Raw genomic sequence first — 15997 nt, 5'->3', positions numbered from 1 at the left:
GCTGTGTCCTCGAATGATCAGTAGGGCGCCGTGCCGCCATCGACGTTGAGCAGCGCTCCCGTGATCCCGCCACCGGCGGGTCCCGCCAGCAGCACAGCCATCGCACCGACCTCTTCGACCGTGTTCAACCGGCCGGTCGCGGCGTCCTTGGCATAGTCAGCCAGGTATTCCTCATAGGTCAGGCCATTCTCGGCTGCAAAGGCGGGCCCGATCTCCTTGGTCCGCTCGGTCTCGACCGCGCCGGGGCAGATCGCGTTGGACGTGATGCCCTGCTGCCCATACTCGAACGCAACAGCCTTGGTGAAACCGTTCATCGCATGCTTGGCCGAGATGTAGTGCGACACGGCCGCCTTGTTGCCCATCTTTCCCTCGACCGAGGAGATGTTGACGACCCGCCCACTGCCCTGCTCCAGCATGACCGGCAACGCCGCCCGGGTCGCCCAGAACGCCGAGTCCACGATGAACGTGAACGCGTTGTCCCACGCCTCATCGGACAGCTCGTGCACCAAGGCGAACCCGTCGCTACCACCGGCGTTGTTGACCAGGATGTCGAGCCGACCGAACCTCTCGACCGCCCCAGCAACCCACCCAGCGACCTCGTCCTTGTCCCGGGCATCGCCAGCCAGGAAGGCCGTGCGATCCGGCAACCCGATCTCCGCCAGCGCCTTCGCGCCCTTCTCCGGCGAACGCCCGGTCATCACGACCGACGCCCCCTGCGCCAGCAGCGCCTCCGCAATCCCACGACCGATACCGCCCGTTGCAGCCGTGACCAGCGCGACCTTGCCTTGAAGAGTTGCCATGGTTGTCCTTCCGATTCGATCTCAACGAGTCGTGCACCGCACGCCGGTCGGCATGCGGTGCACGAGGGATTCAGTGTTCTTGCAGGTTCAGTACGTCTGCGAGGCGTGTGCCTCGAGACCCTGGTCCATCTCTCAGAACGGCGAGGTGCCGCCGTCGACGTTGAGCAGCGCTCCCGTGATCCCGCCACCGGCGGGTCCCGCCAGCAGCACAGCCATCGCACCGACCTCTTCGACCGTGTTCAACCGGCCGATGGCGGCGTCCTTGGCATAGTCAGCCTTGTACTCCTCGTAGGTCACTCCGGTCTCGGCCGCGAACGACGGGCCGACCTCGACCATGAGATCGGTCTCGATCGCGCCGGGGCAGATCGCGTTGGACGTGATGCCCTGCTGCCCATACTCGAACGCAACAGCCTTGGTGAAACCGTTCATCGCATGCTTGGCCGAGATGTAGTGCGACACGGCCGCCTTGTTGCCCATCTTTCCCTCGACCGAGGAGATGTTGACGACCCGCCCACTGCCCTGCTCCAGCATGACCGGCAACGCCGCCCGGGTCGCCCAGAACGCCGAGTCCACGATGAACGTGAACGCGTTGTCCCACGCCTCATCGGACAGCTCGTGCACCAAGGCGAACCCGTCGCTACCACCGGCGTTGTTGACCAGGATGTCGAGCCGACCGAACCTCTCGACCGCCCCAGCAACCCACCCAGCGACCTCGTCCTTGTCCCGGGCATCGCCAGCCAGGAAGGCCGTGCGATCCGTCAACCCGATCTCCGCCAGCGCCTTCGCGCCCTTCTCCGGCGAACGCCCGGTCATCACGACCGACGCCCCCTGCGCCAGCAGCGCCTCCGCAATCCCACGACCGATACCTCGCGTACCGGCCGTGACCAGCGCGACCTTGCCGTCCAGAGTTCCCATGAGTGTGCCCTTCGTGTCGATGGTCAGCGGGGGATGTCCCGCCACGGTGTCGTCTTGTCGCCGCGAGGCTCGACAGGGAGGCCCAGGTAGCGCTCGGCAATGAGCGTGCGTTGCACTTCGTCGCTCCCTCCAGCGATGCGGTAGCCGGGCGCGCCGAGCACGTGCTCGGTCCAGGCGAAGATCCCCGAGCCGTCATCGACCACGAGGTCGGCTCCCGCCACGTCGGCGACGAAGTCCGAGATCTGCGTGAGCCGCTCGGTCCACTGCAGCTTGCGCATCGAGCCGCCCACGCCGGTCGTGTCAGGTGTCGCCGCGTCGCGCGCCGAGGCGACCTCGGCCAGGCGGTGTGACATCACGACGTCTGCCAGTCGTTGACGCAGCACCGGGTCGTCGATGGCCCCGGTGGTGCGCGCGAGCTCGATCACCTGGTCGAGCGTTCCGCCGACGTCCGTGTTCTCTCCGCTGGAGTTGCGCTCGAACCCGAGGGTCGTCAGCGCCACCTTCCAGCCCTCGTCGACCTCGCCGATGCGGTAGGCGTCCGGGATCCGCACTTCGGTCAGGAAGACCTCGTTGAAGCTGGACCCGCCGGACATCTGACGCAACGGACGCACCTCGAGGCCGTCCGCGTCGAGCGGCACCATGAAGGCGGTGATCCCGCGGTGCTTGGGAACGTCAGGGTTCGTCCGGGCCAGGAGTTCGCCCCATTGGGCGAACTGGGCACCGGAGGTCCACACCTTCTGGCCGGTGATGACCCAGTCATCACCCTCGCGGCGCGCCCGGGTGGCGAGGCTGGCAAGGTCGCTTCCGGCACCAGGTTCGGAGAAGAGCTGGCATGCCAGGAGGTCACCGCGAAGCATCGGCGTGATGAGCTCCCTCATCTCCTGCGTCCGGTCATAGGCCCGCAGTGTCGGAGCGATCAAGTGCCGGGTGACCGACACCAGCTCGTGCGGACTCGGGACCTCGTAGTCGCTCTCGATCCGCGCCAGCGCGGTCTCGTGCGCCTGGGTCAGGCCCGCGCCGCCGAACGACTCCGGCCACGCGATGGCGCCGAAGCCCGAGTCGTAACGCGTGCGCACCCAGTCCGTGAGCTCGCTGAGCAGCGCCTGCTCGTCGGCGAAGGACAGGTCATGGAAGACCGCCTTGCTGTGCTTGCCGCCGGTCGGGCGCGTCCCTTTGCGGGCCAGCCCCTGTGTGGCGAACCAGGCCGCGACCCGGTCTGCGAACTCCTCAACGGTCTCTGCCGTGGTGGTGGCGCTCATCGGCTCAGTCCTGCAGGCTCACGAGCGCCTTGCCGACGACGGCACGGCCCTCCAGCAGAGTGAGGAAGCCCGAGAAGGCCTCGTCGATCCCATGGCCCACGTATGTCTCAGGGCTCGTGACCTCTCCACGCCGGACCAGCTCAGTCATCTCGGCGAGGAACTGTGGTCGCACGTCGTCGTGGTCGCCGACGATGAACCCCTCCATCCGCAGCCGACGCCAGATCATCAGCAGCAAGTTGCGCGGCCCGGGGACCGGTTCGGTGGCGTTGTAGACCGCAATCGCCCCGCAGAGCGCGATGCGTCCCTGCTCGTTCATCTCGCGGATCGCAGCCTCGAGATGTTCGGCGCCGACGTTGTCGAAGTAGACGTCGAGGCCGGGTCGACCGACCCGCTCGACCGCGTCCCGCAGGAGGTCCCGCACCCGCCCGTCGTGATAGTCGAATGCCGTGTCGAAGCCGAAGCTCTTCACGACGGCCTCGACCTTGTCAGGAGATCCGCAGCTGCCGATCGTCGTACATCCCTTGACCTTTGCGAGCTGGCCGGCGATCGCGCCGACGCCACCCGCAGCCGACGACACGAACACGGTGTCTCCCGGCTGCACCCGAGCGATGACGTTCATGCCGACCCAGGCGGTCAGCCCGGTCTGACCGAGCGCACCGAGGTGGTCAGTGGGCTTGAGCCCGTCGACATCGACGACCTCCAGCTCGTCCGGGGTGAGGGCGGCATACTCGCGCCAACCGAACTGGTGGACGACGACCGAGCCGACGGGCACATCCGGGACGTCGGACCACTCGACTACTCCGGTGGCGTGCCCCTCCATCGGCGCTCCGAGTTGATACGGTTCGACGTACGACGCGCCCTCGGACATGCGCCCCCGCATGTAGGGCTCCACCGACATCACGGTGTTGCGAACGAGCACCTGCCCGGCACCGGCCTCGACTTCGACGGTCTCGATCGTCACGTCGTCCGGATGGGGGGCGCCACCCTGCGGTCGCCTGACCAGGTGGACCTCGCGACTGCGCACCGACGTCATTCGGCGACGTCCCACTCGAGCCACAGTTCCTCAAGGCCCAGTTGCGGGCCCGTCTCGCGGAGCGCATCGACCTCGACAGCCCGGTAGTGCGGAATGCGCTTGTGCCACTCCTCCAGCGCGATGTTCATCTCTCGGCGCGCGAGGTGGGTGCCCAGGCACTTGTGCGGGCCGGCGGCGAAGGCCAGGTGACCCGTCGCGTCGGTCCGGTTGAAGTCGACCTTTCCGGGGTTGGCGTACTTCGTCTCGTCGCGAGTCGCCGACGGCACAGTCAGCATGGCCATGTCCCCGGCCTTCATCGGGCAGCCGTGGAACTCGGTGTCCTGAACGATCTTGCGCCCGTCCATCACGATCGAATAGACGCGCACCATCTCCTCGACTGCGACCGGGATCAGCTCCGGCTCGTCGATGATGCGCTGGCGGTCGTCGGGGTTCTCGGCCAGATGCAGCATCATGTATCCGAGCTGGCTCTTGACCGTGTCGAGGCCAGCGAGCACCAGCACGCCGCAGATGTTCAGGAACTCCTCGTCGGTGATCGGCTCGTCGCCGATCTTCGCGCGGGACAGATCGGTGAAGAAGTCGTCCTCGCGCGGGTTCGTCTTGAGGTCGTCCAGCAGCTCCACGAAGTAGTTGCGGATGCCGGCTTGTGCGTCGGCCATCGCCGTCGTCGCGTCGCCGTCCTCCGCGCCGAGTCCACCGAAGACCGTCTCGACCCAGGGCACGAACTTGGCGGAGTCCTCGTGCGGCAGCCCGAGGATCTCCAGGAACACCTTGGTCGGGTACTCCTTGGCGAAAGCGTCGACGAAGTTGACGCGGCCCCGCGCCACGAGCGGCTCGATGAAGTCGATGGCGTGCTCGCGGATGCGATCCTCGCGGTCGCGGATCGCACGCGGCGAGAACGGCGCGTTGAGCACGCGACGGTAGAGCTTGTGCTTTGGCGGGTTCTCCATCGTGGGGATCCAGTGCCAGTCGGGCTCCGGGACCGTTGGGATCGTGGCCTCGCTGCTGAAGACCTGGTGGTCGTGGAACGCGTCCCGCACGGTCTCGTCGTTGAGCAGCATCCAGAACCCCCCGCCGTAGGTGTTCCACACGATCGGCGAGAGCGCGCGGATGCGGTCCAGCTCCTCGTGGTAGGAGTGGATCGGCAGGGGCTGGTTGAAGTCGAAGTTGACGACCGGGCAGCCGCCCCGCTGCTGTCCCTCAAGGACCTCGATCAAGGGTGTCTCAGACATGCTGCACCGACTTGGACGCGGTGTTCACCAGGGAGCCGAGCTCGATCGGGCGGTGCTCGATCGTGCCAACCAGGAGGTGAAGCTTGCGGATGAGCCACGCTCCGTCGACGAGCTCGAGGTCTGCGTCGTAGCGGCTGTTCATCATCATGGCCGTGTCCGGAGCCGTGGCCGCAACCTGATGTGAGGTGAGGTAGGCGATGACCGTGGCACGGTCACCGTCGACGTCCACGGCCATGACGCCGAGTGAGTGCTGCTGCCACACGAGGTGGGCCGTGGCGCCGATGACCCAGGCCGCGATCTGCGTGTTGCCCACCAGATCTGCGTCCTTGTCGTAGACCGCGGTTGCCTCGGGGTGAAAGAGCGCTGCGAGGGCAGCTTCGTCGCCAGTGTCGCAGGCGATGGCGTACCTACCGAGGACCTCGCGGGCGAGCTGGGCTCGGACCGCCCGGGTCACTGCCTGGTCGGGTGTCGCGTCGTTCATGCTGGTGCCTTTCATGCCGCTGGGCCGGGGATGACGTGGCGACCGCCGCGAGCGATCACGAGACGTCAGTCACAAGGACGTGACACTGATCAAACCCGCGCCGCGGAGGAATGTCAATCCTCCTGATGAATTTTCCTCATGAGGTTTAGGTGGATGGACCCTTGACAAAATTCGCTCATATTCATCATGATGTTCATGCGTGACACTCGTCACAGGTCCGTCCGTTGAACCGCCTGACCAGGCAGGGAGTGCTCCATGTCATCCACCACTGATCGTCCCTTCGTCCATGTGCTCTTCGGCACCCAGACGGGCAACGCCGAGGTCATCGCCATGGATGCGTCCGACGCCCTCGTGGCCGACGGATACGCAACGAAGCTGATGGCCATGGACGAGTTCGGCGCAGAGGACCTCGCGACGATGCAGCACGTGGTGCTCATCTCGTCCACCTACGACGACGGCAACCTGCCGGACAATGCTCAGGACCTGTGGGATGAGCTCGAGAGCGCGGCCCCCGACCTCGCCGGCATGCGCTACGCGGTGCTCTCACTCGGCGACTCCTCCTACGAATTCTTCTGCGCCGCCGGCAAGCAGTTCGATGAGAAGCTCGCCGAGCTCGGCGCCCAGCGGGTGCTCGACCGACTCGACTGCGACCTCGACTACGAGGGGCCCTCGCGACAGTGGATCGCCACGGTCACCTCCACCTTCGCGGCTCTCGGGCAGACCGAGGGACCCATCGAGACCGCGGCCATGGACATCGTCGCCTCCGAGACCACATCGATCCGCTGGACCCGCCAGGACCCCTTCATCGCCACCATCAGCGCTGCGACGAAGATGTCCGGCACCACGTCCGACAAGTCGGTCCACCACATCGAGGTCGACCTGGCCGACAGCGGCATCGAATACCAGCCCGGCGACTCGCTGGGTCTGGTTCCCGTGAATCCCGCTGACCTGGTCACCGGGGTCCTCGATGCTCTCGAGGTGGGCTCCGACGATCGAGTCCCCGGTCTGGACACCACGTGGGGCGAACTGTTCACGCACGGACTTGAGCTGCGCCTACCCTCTCGCAACCTCGTCAGCTGGGTGGCCGAGCTGAGCGGCGATGTTGAGTTGCACCACCTGCTCGAGACCCGCGACCGCGAGGCGCTCGACGCCTGGCTCTGGGGTCGCGACGCGCTCGACCTCATCCAGATGCTTCCGCCCGACCGTCGGGATGCCGAACGTGTCGTCGACCTGCTGGGCTCCCTTCAGCACCGGTCCTACTCGATCAGTTCGAGTCCGACCGACTCCCCGAAGCGGGCGGACCTGCTGGTCTCCTGCGTCAGCTACCACCGCGACGGACGCGACCGCGTGGGCGCCGGCTCGGCCACGATCACCGCCTCGGTCCCGGAGGGGGCACAGGTCGCGGTCTTCCTCGCCGCCAACCCCAGCTTCCGCCTGCCCGCCGACGACATTCCCGTCATCATGGTCGGACCCGGAGTTGGCGTGGCGCCGTTCCGGTCATTCCTGCTCGAGCGCCGCTCGCGCAGCGCGAGCGGCAGGAACTGGCTCTTCTTCGGCGACCAGCACGAGAGCTGCGACTTCCTCTATCGCGACGAGATCGCGGGCTGGCAGCAGGACGGACTGCTGACCGAGCTCTCCACCGCTTTCTCACGCGATCAGGACCACAAGATCTATGTCCAGGACCGGCTCCGCGAGCAGGGCGCTGACGTCTTCGCTTGGCTGGAGGAAGGCGCCCACTTCTACATCTGTGGCGACGGCGTCAGCATGTCGCACGCGGTCGAGAAGGCCGTGGTCGACGTCATCGCAACGCATGGAGGCCTGACCGAGTCCGCTGCCTGGGACTACCTCGCCGACCTCAAGCGCCAGCGCCGCTACAGCCAGGACGTCTACTGACCACCTGGCCAGCGATCATCGTCAGAACGACTGGCGAGACAGTGGCCCCCCGGACGACCCGGTCGACCGCCTCGGGCAGCGGTCCGTCCAGGACGCACAGGTCGGCGACACCACCCACTCTCACCGATCGGGCCGGGCCCGCGGGGTCCTCGGGATCGGTCAGGAACGAAGCGAGTGCGGCGCTGGGCCCGATCGTCTGGTCGACGACCCACGGTGAGCGGTCAGCAGGCAGCCCGGCGGACGCGAGCCGCACGGTGACCCACGGATTGGCATCGCCGTAGGGGGCGTCGCTCGAAAGCACCACCTTGACGCCGCGATCGACCAATCCCCTGATGCGCCACAGCCACGGGCGGTCGGCGGGCTCGGACGCCTCCACCATGGTCCTACCGCGCCGCGCCGCTATTGACGGCTGGGTGACAACCGTGAGCCCGAGCTCAGCGACGCGATCGGCGCTCGCGTCGTCACACACGGCTGCGTGCTCGATCCGGTCACCGGTGACCACCCCGATCTCCTCCAGCGCGGCCAGCACGAGCGCGAGGGCCGGCGCCGACACGGCATGGATCGCGACAGCACGCCCCCGCCCGCGCGCTTCCCGCATCGCGGCGAGCAGCCCGTCCCACATGTCGTCGCTGTGGTCGGTGGCGATGATCTTGACAGGCAGGCCGTCGTCCTCGGCTCCCAGGGACAGGACCCGCTGGGGGACGGCAGACCGGATCCGTTGCAGGGCCTCGGAGGACAGGCCGACGCTGGCGTCGGTCAGCCCCGTCACGCCCCACGCGGCCAAACGCAGTCCCCATGCCCGGAGCTCGTCGTCGATGTCCCGCGGGTCGTGACTCTGCAGCGCGTGGCTCAGACGCGCACCCCCACGCCATACGCGCCCGTCGACACGCTCCGCAGGGTCAAGCACCTCACCCACGAGCTCGATCGCCCTCGTGTTGAGCACCCAGAGCGCACCGGAGCGGTGCTGGACGCGCACGGGGCGATCCGGCCAGACCAGGTCGAGGTCGGCTGCCGTGACGTCGTCGTCGCCCAGGCCCACCGCTCGCACCCACTCAGCCTCATCGACCGCTTGCGGGACGTGACCGTGCCCAGGACCTGGCAGTGGCCCACCCCGCAGGTCGAGCGAGTCCACGGCCGCGGCCGCAGCCAGTGCATGGATGTGGTGATCGTGGAGACCAGGCAGCAGTGCGCCGCCAGCGGCTCGAAACTCAGCGCCGCCCGGGGGAACGTGAAGAGTCGGCGCGAGCTCGGTCACGAATCCTCCAACGACCCGGCAGTCAAGCCGCTCACCATCGACCGTGACGTCGCGGAGGACGATCGGGTCAGTCAAGGAGCTCATCGACGAGTCCCCACCGGTGAGCCGTTGTGGCGTCGAGTGTGCGACCCGAGAGCGCCCACCACAGCATCCGGTGCCGTCCGATTCGCCGCGACAGGCTGACAGTCCCGCCCGCGCCGGGAATCAGGCCCATGGCGATCTCGGGCAGTCCGAAGCGCGCGTCCCGTGTCGCACGCACGGTCCCGGCGAAGGCGGCGATCTCGATGCCGGATCCGACCGCGTGACCGTGGATGTACGCCGTGACGCGGTCGCGCAGGGAGTGGATGCGCGCCCCCGGACTGCAGGTGACACGCAGATGATGGGCAGCGGCGAGGTCCTGAGCGCTGCCGAACTCGTCGAGATCGCCCCCCGCGCAGAAGCTCGGGCCCGCCCCACGCAACGTCACACGGAGGCTCGGATCAAGCTGGGCGACCTCGAGCGCCTCGAGGAGGGCATCGCGCATCCTTGCGTCGTAGGCGTTGCGTCGGTCGGGCCGGTCAAGGGTGACGATGAGCTCGTCCTGCGAGCGCTGCAGCCCGAGCCGCGCGGTGTCACCGGCTGCCCGGGGCGCTCCCCTCGCGTCGAGCCAGGCCCGGAACTCGGATCCCGCCAGCAGTGTCGAGAAGGTCGCCGACTCCACCAGAAGCCCCTCCCTGACATCGAGGGACTCGGTGATCGGCAGGAGTCGGGCCAGCGACCAGACGGCGCAGGGGTGCTCTGCCACGGATCGCGCGAGCAGCTCAATCGACTCGTCGATGTCATCCACGCCGACGACCTCGCGGCACTGGGCCGAGGGGGAGTCGGCCGGAGCGATCACCAGGTCAGCTTCAGCCAGGGCAGCATCATCCAGGTCGGAGCGTGAGGTGGCCGAGTCCAGCACCAGCGCCGTGATCCGGAGGTGGTCACGGGAGATCGATTCACCAGGGCGCACCACGATCAACTCCAGCGGCGGCACTACGTCGTCGTGCTCGGCCGGAGCACTCGGAGCAGTCGGCATGGCGCCCAGTATGTCACCGTCGATCTCGACCTAGGATGCTGTGGACATGGGTCCTTCAACCGTCGGCGGCGTGGCCGAGCTGCTCGCGCGCGACCTCGGCCACCCCCTCGAGCCGGAGCTCCTGGCCGGGCTCGACCAGGAGTCCGCCGCCGATGACTGGGCCGGGACCGGCCTGCTCGACGCATCCGGACGTGCGGTCCCCCTCAACGCGATCGCGCACGGGCGGTCCGCCACGGTCGCCCGAGCCGCCGGCGTCGTGCTCGGCTCGGTTGCCCATCAACGCTTTGGTGCGACTCTGCGCCTCGACGGAGCGCAGGTGCTCGGGCGACGCGCCGCACTGGCCGGTACGTCGTACCGCACGAGCCCCGACCAGGTCTCACGCGGCGGTAGCGCTCGGCTCCTGCGTGCCACGGACGGCTGGTGGGTGCTCAACCTGGCTCGACCGAGCGACCTCGACATGGTGCCCGCACTCGTGGAGGACGAGGTCGAGGATCCCTGGCTCGCCGTCGAACGGTGGTCCGCCCGGATCACAGCACAGGCCGCAGTCGACCGGGCCACCCTGCTCGATCTGCCCGCCGCACGTTTGGGCGAGACCCCGCCGCCCAACGTCCCGTGGCAAATCACGTCCACGGCCGCTCGCCACGCCAGCACGACGCGACGCGTCGTCAATCTGGGTTCTTTGTGGGCAGCGCCCCTGGCGGCGCATGTCCTCGGCCGCCTCGGATTCGAGGTGATCCACGTCGAGTCCGTCCAGCGTCGCGATGCCTCCCGCTGGGGTGATCCCGACTTCTACGCCGAGCTGCGTGCAGGAGCCGAGGTCCGCACGATCGACCTGGCCGCGACCCATGGACGGGACGAACTGGCCCGCGTTGTCGGGTCAGCCGACGTCGTGATCGAGGCCAGTCGCCCCCGTGCGCTCGAGGGGCTTGGGATCTCCCACGCGAACGTCATGGCCGACGCCAAGGCACGGACCTGGCTGCAGATCACCGGCCACGGCCCGGACCAACCCCACCGCGTCGGGTTCGGCGACGACGCCGCAGTGGCGGGAGGGATCGTGATGGTCAGGGACGACGGCACTCCCGACTTCCTCGGCGACGCCGTCGCTGACCCGTTGACCGGCTTGCTCGGCGCACTTGCCGTGGCAGCCAGCCACTCCTCGGACCGCTCGACCATCGTCCGGACGTCACTCGCCGGAAGCGCGGCCTACAGCCGCACGCCCCAGGAGTAGATGCAGACACGCCCGCCAGCTCAGCGTGAGTGGCAGGCCTGTTGGGATCTGTGCGCCTGTAGGGATTCGAACCCCAAACCTTCTGATCCGTAGTCAGATGCTCTATCCGTTGAGCTACAGGCGCGAGCCCCGCAAGCGAGGACTGGAAGAGAATAGCCGAAGCCATTCGGTTCGGCGAAATCAGGAGGACTCGCGCAGCTCCGCGAGCAGTCCCTCGGCGTCGCTCCAGACCGACGCGAGGATCCGTCGGCCAGCTGCGAGCAGGTCGGCGACGTCGTCGGTGCTGACCGAATAGACGACCGTGGTCCCCTCCCGTGTCGACGTGACCAACCCGGCACGGCGAAGGACTGCCAATTGCTGGGAGAGGCTGGAAGACTCCACCTGCAGATCGGCGAGCAGGTCTCGCACCGGCATCGACTTTTCCTGGAGGAGCTCGAGGACGCGGATCCTGACGGGGTGTCCCAATGTGCGGAAGAGGTCGGCCTTAGCCTGATAGATGGGGATACTGGTCGTCATCTCACCTCCTCGGGTTCGTCTCGCTGAAGGTGAAGACTACATTAGTTGCAAAACTCTTCAACTAATGTAAGCCTGCATTCCACACAGGTGGCGAGCAGCGTAGGTCCCACCGCACAGCAGAACTTGCACGACATGTTGACGCAGGGCAGATCGACACTTCCACGAGAGGGTCAAGGCAGACGATGGCAGACGTTGAGGCAACACTGGATGCGGCTGGGCTCAAGAACCCGCACGTACGCGAGTACGTGCGCTACTACGCAGAGCTCACCGGCGCAGACCGCATCGAGGTGGTCAGCGCTGCTGACGATTCCCGACTGATCCAGGAAGCACTCGCTGCAGGCGAGCTATCCGACGCTGGCGAGGGTCTCTACTACTCCCGCAGCTACCACAAGGACACCGCCCGCTCCGAGGAGCGCACCGTCGTCGCGACCAGCGACCCGAAGGACAAGGGCCAGTACAACAACTGGAAGCCCTCCTCGGAGATGAAGCCGCTGCTCGAGGACAAGATGCGCGGCGCCTCGGCCGGCAAGACGATGTATGTCATCCCCTACCTGATGGCGCCTCCCGGCAACGCGCTCGCCCCGTGGGCAGCCGGTGTCGAGCTGACCGACGCCCGCACCGTCGTGCTGCACATGATCCGGATGTCGCGCGTCGGTGTCGAGTTCGTCGAGAACCTCGAGGACCCGAACCAGTTCGTCCGCGCCGTCCACGTCACCGGCGACCTGGAGAACCTCGGCCAGGGCACCCCCGACGACCAGCGCTGGTTCGTCACCGTCGCCGACGAGCGGACGATCCTGCACTACGGCTCCTCCTACGGCGGCAACGCCCTGCTCGGCAAGATCGCCCACGGCCTGCGCCAGGCGGCGTACGACGGCTGGGCGTCGAAGAAGTTCCTCGGCGAGCAGTACATGCTGATCGGCATCCACGACAAGGAGACCGGGAAGGACTATCACATCTGTGGTGGCTTCCCGAGCGCCTCCGGCAAGACCAACCTCGCGATGATGCTGGCCCCCGACGCCCTCGGCGACCGCTACCACGTGTCGTTCTACGGCGACGACATCGCGTGGCTGTGGGTGAACGAGGAGAACGGCAAGCTCTACGGGATGAACCCGGAGTACGGCGTCTTCGGCGTCGCCAAGGACACCAACGAGCTCACCAACCCCACCGCGCTGCACTCGGTGGACCCGGGCACGCAGGCGATCTTCACCAACATCGCCTACAACCCGGACACCAAGCAGGTCTGGTGGGAGGGCCGCACCCCGCAGCCGCCCGCCGACATCGCCGGCTGGCTGGACTGGAAGGGCAACCCGATCTCGGAACGCTCCGAGGACGAGAAGGACCTGCCCTGGGCGCACCCGAACAGCCGGTTCACCACGACGCTGGACAACGTGCCCAACATCGCCAAGGACTACAACGCCGCGGCAGGTGTGCCGATCGACGCGATCATCTTCGGTGGCCGCACCCGTGACCGCGAGCCGCTGATCCGCGCCATCCACGACCTGGCCGAGGGCGTCTACGACGGCCTCACCCTGGGCGCCGAGGCCACCTCGGCCGCCGAGGGCAAGGAAGGCGTCCTGCGCTACGACCCGATGTCCAACCGGCCGTTCATGGCCTACGGCGAGGGCGACTACGCGCAGCACTACCTCGACATCGTCGGTGCCGCCTCGGAGCAGCCGATCTTCGCCCACGTCAACTGGTTCCAGCGCGACCCGCAGGACGGTCACTACCTGTGGCCCGGATATCGCGAGAACCTCCGCCCGCTCCTGTGGCTGCTGCAGCTCAAGAACGGCGAGGTCAAGGGCCAGGAGACTCCGGTCGGCATCATCCCGACCAAGGAGGAGCTCAACCTCGAGGGTGTCGACATCACCCCGGAGGACCTCGAGACCATCCTGTCCATCGACATCGATCGTTGGAAGCAGGAGATGGACTACCGCGAGGAGCACCTCAAGCAGTTCGAGAACCTGCCCGAGGCGATCTGGGAGGCCCACCGCCGCGTGGCCGCCGCCCTGGACGAGCAGGCCTGAGCATTCGAGCACTGCGTGAAGGGGTCCGACCGGAACCGGTCGGGCCTCTTCGGGCATTTCGGGGCATAATCGCCGCTGACGCGCCAAGGGCGTCGGGGTCAGTGAGAGCCTGAAGGGGGTCTCTGCCGTGGATGGAGCAACAAGTCCGCAGCGTCGCGCACTCCTCGACTCTGCCGGCATCAAGGTCTATGAACAGGTCGCCTCGGCCAACGGCGTACTGGTCGACGACCCGGTCGTCACCGACGACCCGCTGGCCACGGGCCTGCTGGTCGACCTGGGCCTGCTGCACCGTGACGGTGAGCGCTACATCGCGGTGGACCCGCACTCGGTGCAGTCGTCGGTGGTGGCGCCACTGGGGCAGCAAGGTGCGCAGCTGATCTCGGAGTCGAGCCACTGGGCCAACTCGTTCAGCGACCTGGGCCAGATCTTCCGACGCTCGCCCTCGACCGAGGACGGGCCGGTGACGCGGCTGCGCGGCGACCAGATCGACCGCTTCCTCGCGGACGTCGTGCCGAGCGCCAAGCGGGAGCTGCTCACCGCCCAGCCCGAGGCCGATCGCGCCGGCTCGGACATCAAGGAGGCCGCCCAGCGTGACGCGGCCGCCCTGCAGCGCGGAGTGTCGCTGCGGACGATCTACCAGCACGCTGCGCGGCGCTCACGGCCCACCCGCGCGTATGTCGCCCGCGTGGCCAAGGAGGGCGCCGAGGTGCGCACCCTCGACGAGTTCTTCAACCGGTTGATCGTGGTGGACCGCGAGGTCGCCATCATCCCCTCCGGTGATGACCTGAACGTGGCCCTGGCCATCCGCGACCTCGACCTGGTCGCCTACCTGGTCGACATCTTCGAGCGGTTCTGGGAGCGTGGCCGGCCGTTCGAGAGCCAGGAGTCCAGCACGCTCAACAGCATCGCCGAGGAGCAGCGTGCGATGGCGATCCGGATGCTGATCGAGGGGCACTCCGACGCCACCTGCGCCAAGCGCCTCGGGGTCAGCCCGCGCACCTATGCAGGTTATGTGGCCGACCTCAAGCGCGAGTATGACGCCGAGACCCGGTTCCAGCTCGGCTATCGGATGGGGCTGCAGGAGCCGCGTGCCCGCGGCCGCAAGGACTGAGCAGCCCATCGATGCGTCCGCAGGGGCGCAGAACGCAAACGAAGGCAGCGACCGACGGTCGCTGCCTTCGTTTTGACTGAGACGGGCCGGGGGGATGGCACAGGGACCCGAACATGTGGGGGGGGTGTGGTCTGGTCCTTCGTCTCAGGTCTGTGGGTCCGTCGGGGACGGATCGTGAATCAGCCGCGGCCCCAGCTGGTGTCCACCCGCATCACGACGATGGGCTGGTCCTTGGTGAAGCCACGTCCCCAGCTGGTGTCGAGCTGCCGGGGGTCCTCAGTCGACTGGGTCGACGTGGTGGTGGTGTCGGTCGGGGCAATGGCGCCTCGGCCCCAGCTGGTGTCGATGGCTGCCTGCGCCGGCGCACCGGTGGCAGCAAAAGCACCTGCACCCAGGCCCACAGCGACTACCAGGGTCGCCAGCCTCCGGGTGAATGTGTTCATGATCTTGGTTCTCCCCACAATCGACGGGAATCGATTCCCTTGGTGACAAGTGTGCGCCAGAATCGAGCGGCTTGCCCATGAAATGGGTCTGCACAAATCTGCATTGCAACGATCTGCAAAAGTACCCACTCGTCACACCTCCCATGCGCGCCGGTTGCGTATCGACGATCACAGGCGCCGGACGCAGCCCGCAGGCCGAAAGGAGCGCAGCCCCGTGATCCTCCCGTGGCCTCGCGATCCTCGCTACATCACGCTCCGACGCGGGGGCATGCTCACCGACCCGGATCACCGCCTGCTCGCCCTGTGGGCAGCCACCTGCGCTGAGCACGTCCTCACCATCTTCGAGTCCGAGCGTGCGGAGGACCCCCGCCCGCGTCGAGCGATCGAACACGCGCGCGCTTGGGTTCGCGGCGAGGTCACGATGATGGAAAGTCGCGCAGCCGGCGGCCACGCGATGGGCGCAGCCAGAGACCTGCAGGGAGCCGCCCGGTACGCCGCCTACGCCGCGGGGCAGGCAGCTGCTGTTGCGCACGTGGCCGCTCACGATCTCGGTGCAGCCGCATACGCCATCAAGGCTGCCGGAGCGGCAGCCCCAGCAGTGGAGGCCGAAGCAGCCGCGCGAGCCGAGGTCCGATGGCAACGCGACCAGCTTCCCGCGGGCATCCGCGACCTAGTCTGGGACAGCCAGCGCCTGCGCAACGACATCTGCTGGTCGGTCTTCGAGATCTGAGAACACGGCCTACGAGAGAAGGA

Annotated in this window: 15 protein-coding genes and 1 tRNA gene; 5 read left to right on the top strand and 11 right to left on the bottom strand. The window is 67.5% G+C overall.

The features are described 5' to 3' along the window. Positions 1-17: 17 nt before the first annotated feature. The 6 genes from BJ980_RS12485 to BJ980_RS12460 form a co-directional block, all read right to left on the bottom strand. Positions 18-800: an SDR family NAD(P)-dependent oxidoreductase gene (locus BJ980_RS12485; RefSeq protein WP_179502590.1), complete on the bottom strand. Its 783-nt coding sequence runs from the start codon at positions 798-800 to the stop codon at positions 18-20. 132 nt (positions 801-932) lie between these two features. Then, a complete protein-coding gene (locus BJ980_RS12480) occupies positions 933-1715 on the bottom strand; it encodes an SDR family NAD(P)-dependent oxidoreductase (protein ID WP_179502589.1) in 783 nt (260 codons plus the stop codon). 23 nt (positions 1716-1738) lie between these two features. Continuing rightward, positions 1739-2974, bottom strand: coding sequence for an acyl-CoA dehydrogenase family protein (locus BJ980_RS12475; protein ID WP_179502588.1), 1236 nt, complete (start codon positions 2972-2974; stop codon positions 1739-1741). 4 nt (positions 2975-2978) lie between these two features. After that, positions 2979-3998: an NADP-dependent oxidoreductase gene (locus BJ980_RS12470; protein WP_218855498.1), complete on the bottom strand. Its 1020-nt coding sequence runs from the start codon at positions 3996-3998 to the stop codon at positions 2979-2981. Positions 3999-4003: 5 nt separating this feature from the next. Beyond that, positions 4004-5236, bottom strand: a complete 1233-nt coding sequence (locus BJ980_RS12465; protein ID WP_179502587.1) for a cytochrome P450 — start codon at positions 5234-5236, stop codon at positions 4004-4006. Next, entirely contained in the window at positions 5229-5717 is a 489-nt protein-coding gene (locus BJ980_RS12460; protein WP_179502586.1) for a nuclear transport factor 2 family protein, read from the bottom strand. Before BJ980_RS12460 ends, BJ980_RS12465 begins: the two co-directional genes overlap by 8 nt. 255 nt (positions 5718-5972) lie before the next feature. Between BJ980_RS12460 and BJ980_RS12455 the strand changes: the two genes are divergently transcribed. Beyond that, positions 5973-7610, top strand: a complete 1638-nt coding sequence (locus BJ980_RS12455; RefSeq protein ID WP_179502585.1) for a diflavin oxidoreductase — start codon at positions 5973-5975, stop codon at positions 7608-7610. On the opposite strand, the gene BJ980_RS12450 is transcribed toward BJ980_RS12455, so the two are convergent. Together BJ980_RS12450 and BJ980_RS12445 are read right to left on the bottom strand one after the other, a co-directional pair. Further along, positions 7573-8949, bottom strand: a complete 1377-nt coding sequence (locus BJ980_RS12450) for an amidohydrolase family protein (protein ID WP_246279965.1) — start codon at positions 8947-8949, stop codon at positions 7573-7575. The genes BJ980_RS12455 and BJ980_RS12450 overlap by 38 nt on opposite strands. Next, complete coding sequence (locus BJ980_RS12445) at positions 8933-9922, bottom strand: enoyl-CoA hydratase/isomerase family protein (protein ID WP_179502583.1); 990 nt, start codon at positions 9920-9922, stop codon at positions 8933-8935. Before BJ980_RS12445 ends, BJ980_RS12450 begins: the two co-directional genes overlap by 17 nt. Before the next feature lie 46 nt (positions 9923-9968). Between BJ980_RS12445 and BJ980_RS12440 the strand changes: the two genes are divergently transcribed. Beyond that, a complete protein-coding gene (locus BJ980_RS12440; protein WP_179502582.1) occupies positions 9969-11150 on the top strand; it encodes a CoA transferase in 1182 nt (393 codons plus the stop codon). Between the two features lie 51 nt (positions 11151-11201). On the opposite strand, the gene BJ980_RS12435 is transcribed toward BJ980_RS12440, so the two are convergent. Both BJ980_RS12435 and BJ980_RS12430 read right to left on the bottom strand, forming a co-directional pair. Then, positions 11202-11274, bottom strand: a tRNA-Arg gene (locus BJ980_RS12435). A gap of 56 nt (positions 11275-11330) precedes the next feature. Next, complete coding sequence (locus BJ980_RS12430; RefSeq protein WP_179502581.1) at positions 11331-11666, bottom strand: ArsR/SmtB family transcription factor; 336 nt, start codon at positions 11664-11666, stop codon at positions 11331-11333. Between the two features lie 182 nt (positions 11667-11848). On the opposite strand from BJ980_RS12430, the gene BJ980_RS12425 reads away from it, so the two are divergent. Both BJ980_RS12425 and BJ980_RS12420 read left to right on the top strand, forming a co-directional pair. Next, complete coding sequence (locus BJ980_RS12425) at positions 11849-13690, top strand: phosphoenolpyruvate carboxykinase (GTP) (RefSeq protein ID WP_179502580.1); 1842 nt, start codon at positions 11849-11851, stop codon at positions 13688-13690. 127 nt (positions 13691-13817) lie between these two features. Beyond that, complete coding sequence (locus BJ980_RS12420; protein ID WP_179502579.1) at positions 13818-14801, top strand: phospholipase D-like domain-containing protein; 984 nt, start codon at positions 13818-13820, stop codon at positions 14799-14801. Between the two features lie 179 nt (positions 14802-14980). Here BJ980_RS12420 and BJ980_RS12415 read toward each other — a convergent pair whose 3' ends face one another. Continuing rightward, complete coding sequence (locus tag BJ980_RS12415) at positions 14981-15244, bottom strand: hypothetical protein (protein WP_179502578.1); 264 nt, start codon at positions 15242-15244, stop codon at positions 14981-14983. 214 nt (positions 15245-15458) lie between these two features. On the opposite strand from BJ980_RS12415, the gene BJ980_RS12410 reads away from it, so the two are divergent. Continuing rightward, complete coding sequence (locus BJ980_RS12410; RefSeq protein WP_179502577.1) at positions 15459-15974, top strand: putative immunity protein; 516 nt, start codon at positions 15459-15461, stop codon at positions 15972-15974. Positions 15975-15997 lie beyond the last annotated feature (23 nt).

Origin of the sequence: Nocardioides daedukensis, assembly GCF_013408415.1 — a bacterium.
GTDB classification, from domain to species: Bacteria; Actinomycetota; Actinomycetes; order Propionibacteriales; family Nocardioidaceae; genus Nocardioides; species Nocardioides daedukensis.
This window is presented reverse-complemented; position numbering and strand designations above follow the sequence as displayed.

Bases quoted from the DNA above. Each gene is read 5' to 3' on its own strand.
- BJ980_RS12465 (WP_179502587.1), bottom strand. From the start codon at position 5,236: ATGTCTGAGACACCCTTGATCGAGGTCCTTGAGGGACAGCAGCGGGGC.
- BJ980_RS12425 (WP_179502580.1), top strand. From the start codon at position 11,849: ATGGCAGACGTTGAGGCAACACTGGATGCGGCTGGGCTCAAGAACCCG.
- BJ980_RS12445 (WP_179502583.1), bottom strand. From the start codon at position 9,922: ATGCCGACTGCTCCGAGTGCTCCGGCCGAGCACGACGACGTAGTGCCG.
- BJ980_RS12460 (WP_179502586.1), bottom strand. From the start codon at position 5,717: ATGAACGACGCGACACCCGACCAGGCAGTGACCCGGGCGGTCCGAGCC.
- BJ980_RS12480 (WP_179502589.1), bottom strand. From the start codon at position 1,715: ATGGGAACTCTGGACGGCAAGGTCGCGCTGGTCACGGCCGGTACGCGA.
- BJ980_RS12450 (WP_246279965.1), bottom strand. From the start codon at position 8,949: ATGAGCTCCTTGACTGACCCGATCGTCCTCCGCGACGTCACGGTCGAT.
- BJ980_RS12415 (WP_179502578.1), bottom strand. From the start codon at position 15,244: ATGAACACATTCACCCGGAGGCTGGCGACCCTGGTAGTCGCTGTGGGC.
- BJ980_RS12430 (WP_179502581.1), bottom strand. From the start codon at position 11,666: ATGACGACCAGTATCCCCATCTATCAGGCTAAGGCCGACCTCTTCCGC.
- BJ980_RS12440 (WP_179502582.1), top strand. From the start codon at position 9,969: ATGGGTCCTTCAACCGTCGGCGGCGTGGCCGAGCTGCTCGCGCGCGAC.
- BJ980_RS12455 (WP_179502585.1), top strand. From the start codon at position 5,973: ATGTCATCCACCACTGATCGTCCCTTCGTCCATGTGCTCTTCGGCACC.
- BJ980_RS12475 (WP_179502588.1), bottom strand. From the start codon at position 2,974: ATGAGCGCCACCACCACGGCAGAGACCGTTGAGGAGTTCGCAGACCGG.
- BJ980_RS12485 (WP_179502590.1), bottom strand. From the start codon at position 800: ATGGCAACTCTTCAAGGCAAGGTCGCGCTGGTCACGGCTGCAACGGGC.